1 rRNA gene is annotated in these 906 nt (G+C 51.8%); it reads right to left on the reverse strand.

Annotated features, from left to right (window positions below):
* Positions 1-906 (reverse strand): 23S ribosomal RNA (locus AC1D15_RS34690); the annotation flags it as partial.

The following is a 906-nucleotide window of genomic DNA, read 5'->3' on the forward strand; positions in this document are numbered from 1 at the left end:
GACTCACCCTACGCCGATGAACGTTGCGTAGGAAACCTTGCGCTTTCGGCGAGGGGGCTTTTCACCCCCTTTAACGCTACTCATGTCAGCATTCGCACTTCTGATACCTCCAGCAGCCTTCACAAGCCACCTTCACAGGCTTACAGAACGCTCTCCTACCACGTACGCTTGCGCGCACATCCGCAGCTTCGGTAACTGGCTTAGCCCCGTTACATCTTCCGCGCAGGACGACTCGATCAGTGAGCTATTACGCTTTCTTTAAATGATGGCTGCTTCTAAGCCAACATCCTGACTGTTTTAGCCTTCCCACTTCGTTTCCCACTTAGCCAATTTTGGGGACCTTAGCTGGCGGTCTGGGTTGTTTCCCTCTTGTGTCCGGACGTTAGCACCCGGTRCACTGTCTCCCAAGCTGTACTCATCGGTATTCGGAGTTTGCAATGGTTTGGTAAGTCGCCATGACCCCCTAGCCATAACAGTGCTCTACCCCCGACGGTAATACTTGAGGCACTACCTAAATAGTTTTCGGAGAGAACCAGCTATTTCCAAGTTTGTTTAGCCTTTCACCCCTATCCACAGCTCATCCGCTAGTTTTGCAACACTAGTCGGTTCGGACCTCCAGCAGGTGTTACCCTACCTTCATCCTGGCCATGGATAGATCACTTGGTTTCGGGTCTACACCCAGCGACTGAACGCCCTATTCGGACTCGATTTCTCTACGGCTTCCCTATTCGGTTAACCTTGCCACTGAATGTAAGTCGCTGACCCATTATACAAAAGGTACGCCGTCACCCTTGCGGGCTCCGACTGTTTGTATGCATGCGGTTTCAGGATCTATTTCACTCCCCTCCCGGGGTTCTTTTCGCCTTTCCCTCACGGTACTAGTTCACTATCGGTCGATTACGAGTA

The organism is Rhizobacter sp. P2_H2, assembly GCF_056403375.1.